Genomic DNA, 4,002 nt, shown 5'->3' on the forward strand with positions numbered 1-4,002 from the left:
GGCAGCCTGATCCCGCTGCCGCCCGGCACCGACATCCGCTTCTCGAACCCCACCGAGCACGACGCCTACGCGCCCTTTGTGAAGAACCACCTGCGTGCCGTCGCGGCGGGGCTGGGGCTGCCCTACGAGCTGGTCTCGGGCGACCTGGAGGGCGTCACCTATTCCTCGATCCGCGCCGGTCTCATCGAGTTCCGCCGCCGGGTCGAGCAACTCCAGCACAACGTGGTGGTGCACCTCTTCTGCCGCCCGGTGTGGGAGCGGTTCGTGCGGCTGGTGGTGCTGACCGGCGATCTGCCCGCGCGGGACTTCGACCGGAACGCGGACGCCTATCTGGGGTGCGAATGGCTGCCGCCGAAGTTCGACTACGTCGATCCGATGAAGGACGTGCAGGCCGAGATCATGGCCATCGGCGCGGGTCTCAAGAGCCGGTCCCAGGCGATCTCCGAGCGGGGTTACGACGCCGAACAGGTGGATGCCGAGATCGCGGCCGACCGCGCGCGCGCGGAGGGGCTGGGGCTCGCCTTCGGCCAGACGGCGGCGGCGCAGCAGACGGAGCCCGCCGATGGCTGAGACCAGCATCGCGCATTCCACGACCAGGACGCCACCGGGCCGGTCGGCAGAAACCGTCCAGGACCGGAACGGTTTTCTCACCCGCCGCGCGACGCTGGCGCCCGCCACCGCCGATCACGACGCCCGCACCGTCGAGGTGATCTGGTCCACCGGCGCGCCCGTGCGCCGCCGCGACATGGCTGGGCCCTACATCGAGCGTCTGAGCCTCGCGCCCGAGGCGGTGGACCTCTCGCGCCTCGAAGGCGCCAGCGTGCTGGACGCGCACCGCCAGACCGCCGTCCGCGACGTGCTGGGCTCCGTCCGCAGCGCCGCCGTGGACGGAAAGCGCGGCACCGCGCTCATCCAGTTCTCGGCCCGACCCGAGGTGGAGCCCATCTGGCAGGACGTGCTGGCGGGCATCCTGCGGCACGTCTCGGTCGGCTACTCCGTCGAGGAGTGGGCCGAGACCACCGAGAACGGCGCGCGCGTGCTGACGGCCGTGCGCTGGACCCCTCACGAGATTTCCCTGGTGCCGACACCCGCCGACCCCGGCGCCCATATCCGCATGGAGACAGAGATGACCGAGACGACCACCATCCCGGCCCCGCCCGAGGCGCAGCCCCGCGGCCGGTCCGTTGACACCAGCAACGCAGCTGGCGCTCACGCGAGCACCGTTCCCGACCGGAACGATGCACAAACCCGCGCCGAGGCGAACGCCGAGATCCGCTCCATCGCCCGGATCGCCGGGCTCGATCAGTCCTGGATCGACGGCCAGATCGACGGAGGCGCCGATCCCGACACCGCTCGCCGCGCAGCCTTCGACGCGCTGGCCAAGCGCAGCGCGCCCCCGATCCGCACCGAGCAGGTCCGCGTCGAGATGGGCGAGAGCCAGGACGACCCGGCCCTGCGCGCCCGGCAGATGGGCGAGGCGCTCTACGCCCGCATCAATCCGCGCCACGAGCTGAGCGAGCCCGCCCGCCGCTATGCCTATGCCACGCCGGTGGACATGGCGAAGGAACTGCTGACGCTGCGCGGCGAGTCCACCATGGCGCTGTCGCCCGCGAGCCTCGTCACCCGCGCGCTGCACAAGACCTCGGACTTCCCGATCATCCTCGGGGACACGGTGGGCCGCGTTCTGCGCGACGCCTACCAGGCCGCGCCCTCGGGCATCCGCCGCCTGGGCCGCCAGACCACGGCGCGCGACTTCCGCGCGGTGAACAAGATCATGCTGGGCGAGGCCCCGCTGCTGGAGAAGCTGAACGAGCACGGCGAGATCAAGGCCGGGACCATGGCCGAGGCGCGGGAGGCCTACAAGGTCGAGACCTGGGCGCGGAAGATCGGCATCACCCGGCAGGTGCTGGTCAACGACGACCTCGGCGCCTTCGCGGACCTCGCCCGCCGCATGGGCCAGGCCGCGGCCGAGACCGAGGCGCGGATCCTCGTCACCCTCCTCGAGGCGGGCAGCGGCAACGGCCCGACGATGTCCGACGGCAAGAGGCTGTTCCACGCAGACCATGGCAACAAGGCGGGCACCGGTGCGGCGATCTCCGACGCGACGCTCTCGGCCGCCCGGCTGGCGCTGCGCACGCAGAAGGGCATCGAGGATCGCACGATCCGCGTGACGCCGCGCAACCTGCTCGTCCCGCCTGCGCTGGAGACCACGGCCGAGAAGTGGCTGGCCAGCATCGCCCCCGCCACGGCCGCGGATGTGAACCCGTTCTCCGGGTCGCTGTCGCTGGTGGTCGAGCCGCGCCTGTCCTCGGCCACCCGTTGGTATGTCCCCGCCGATCCGGGCGAGATCGACGGGCTGGAGTTCGCGTATCTCTGGGGCGCCGAGGGCCCGCAGGTCGAGAGCCGCTCGGGCTGGGACGTGGACGGGGTAGAGATCCGGGTGATCCTCGATTTCGGCGCGGGCTTCATCGACCACCGCGGCTGGTTCATGAACCCGGGCGCGTGATGGCCGACCTCGCCCAGCTCACCGCCTGGCGGGACGCCCTGATGGCCTCGCGGTACCGGGGCGTCCGCACCGTCGAATACGACGGCAAGCGGATCACCTACGCGAGCGACGGCGAGATGGCCGCCGCGCTCGCGGACCTCAACCGGCAGATCGCGGGCGCCGCGGGGCGTGTCTCCGTGGTCCGCATCCAATCCTCGAAAGGGCTGTAATCCATGAAGACCGACATCCAGAACGGCCACGTCATCACCGTGCCCGCACCCGCAGGCGGCATCGCCTCGGGCGAGGGGCTGATCGTCGGCAACATCTTCGGCATCGCCGCCTACTCGGCCGCCGAGGGCGATCCCCTCGAACTGGCCACCACCGGCGTCTACAGGCTGCCGAAGGCGAGTGCGGCGGTGTTGGCATTCGGCGCGCGGGTCGCCTGGGACAACACGGCGAAGCAGGTCAACACGACCGGCGCTGGGCGCTTCCCCGTCGGCATCGCCACCGAGGCCGCCGGGAACGGCATCACCAGCGTCGCGGTGCGGCTGGACGGGGTGGCGACGGCGGCAGCGTGATCCCCGGAACAGGCGTTGCAGGCTCAGACCCCTGATCCCGAGGGGGTGTTCCAGTCTTGAACACAGTCGTGGAGCATTGTCGGGCCGTCTGCTTGTTGAGATGGACGGAGCCATTCAGTAAAGAATGGAAAGAGCGTCGGCGCTCCGGATACCCCACGGCAATGTTGGAGCGCCGATTGGACCTCGACATCCCTCACCTGCTCATCGACCTCGCCGCGCGTCGGCCCGTCTTTCACTCTGAGGCCGACCTGCAGCACGAACTGGCGTGGCACATCCGGGAACTGCACCCGGATCTACAGGTGCGCCTCGAATACCCGCTCGCCCGCCCGAGCAATGCCGCCATCGACATCCTGATCAGGAATGGCGAACAGGCGATGGCACTGGAACTGAAGTACCTGTGCCAGCGCGTCGACTACGACGTCGATGGCGAGCCATTCTCGCTGAAGCCACAGGGCGCCCAGGACATTCGGCGCTATGACGTCCTGAAGGACGTCTGGCGCATGGAGCAGTTTCTGGCGGCGCGTCCCACCGCGTCCGCTGCCGTGCTCGCCCTCACCAACGACCCGGCCTACTGGCGCGGACCTCGGGGGCTGAGCACATGCGATGCCGCCTTCGCGTTGCGCGAGGGACGTTCGGTCACCGGTCTGCTCGACTGGGCCCCGCACACGGGGGCGGGCACCAAGCGGGGCCGGGAAACGGCGATCAACCTCAAGGGCGAATACCGGATGACGTGGGCCGACTATTCCCGCATCGATGGGGCCTTCGGGGAGTTCCGGTTCCTCTACGTGCCGGTTGCCCGTCCTTGAGTCGGGTGCCATCTGCTGACACGGGGCGCCAGCGTCTTGTTGACACAGTGTTGACACGGCGCGGAACGCAAAAGGCCTCCCGATCGGGAGGCTCTTAAGAGGCTGTATTTTTTCAGAATTCTGGTTGCGGGGG

General features: G+C 69.8%; 5 protein-coding genes. All 5 read left to right on the top strand.

Translation table 11 applies throughout. The annotated features are described in order from the left end of the window. Positions 1–570 (top strand): phage portal protein (locus KY389_RS14920; protein WP_219831760.1); only part of this gene is annotated, 570 nt, incomplete at its 5' end. Next, positions 563–2,506: a prohead protease/major capsid protein fusion protein gene (locus tag KY389_RS14925; protein ID WP_246588175.1), complete on the top strand. Its 1,944-nt coding sequence runs from the start codon at positions 563–565 to the stop codon at positions 2,504–2,506. The genes KY389_RS14920 and KY389_RS14925, both read left to right, overlap by 8 nt. Beyond that, on the top strand, positions 2,506–2,715 hold the full coding sequence (locus KY389_RS14930; RefSeq protein WP_219831761.1) for a phage head-tail joining protein: 210 nt from the start codon (positions 2,506–2,508) through the stop codon (positions 2,713–2,715). The genes KY389_RS14925 and KY389_RS14930 overlap by 1 nt, the downstream gene beginning before the upstream one ends. Before the next feature lie 3 nt (positions 2,716–2,718). Next, positions 2,719–3,063: a DUF2190 family protein gene (locus KY389_RS14935; RefSeq protein WP_219831762.1), complete on the top strand. Its 345-nt coding sequence runs from the start codon at positions 2,719–2,721 to the stop codon at positions 3,061–3,063. Between the two features lie 176 nt (positions 3,064–3,239). Further along, a complete protein-coding gene (locus KY389_RS14940) occupies positions 3,240–3,869 on the top strand; it encodes a hypothetical protein (RefSeq protein WP_219831763.1) in 630 nt (209 codons plus the stop codon). Positions 3,870–4,002: the final 133 nt, after the last annotated feature.

The sequence above is a fragment of the Paracoccus bogoriensis genome, from assembly GCF_019431455.1.
In the GTDB taxonomy this organism is placed as follows: domain Bacteria; phylum Pseudomonadota; class Alphaproteobacteria; order Rhodobacterales; family Rhodobacteraceae; genus Paracoccus; species Paracoccus bogoriensis.

Bases quoted from the DNA above. Each gene is read 5' to 3' on its own strand.
- KY389_RS14935 (WP_219831762.1), top strand. From the start codon at position 2,719: ATGAAGACCGACATCCAGAACGGCCACGTCATCACCGTGCCCGCACCC.
- KY389_RS14925 (WP_246588175.1), top strand. From the start codon at position 563: ATGGCTGAGACCAGCATCGCGCATTCCACGACCAGGACGCCACCGGGC.
- KY389_RS14930 (WP_219831761.1), top strand. From the start codon at position 2,506: ATGGCCGACCTCGCCCAGCTCACCGCCTGGCGGGACGCCCTGATGGCC.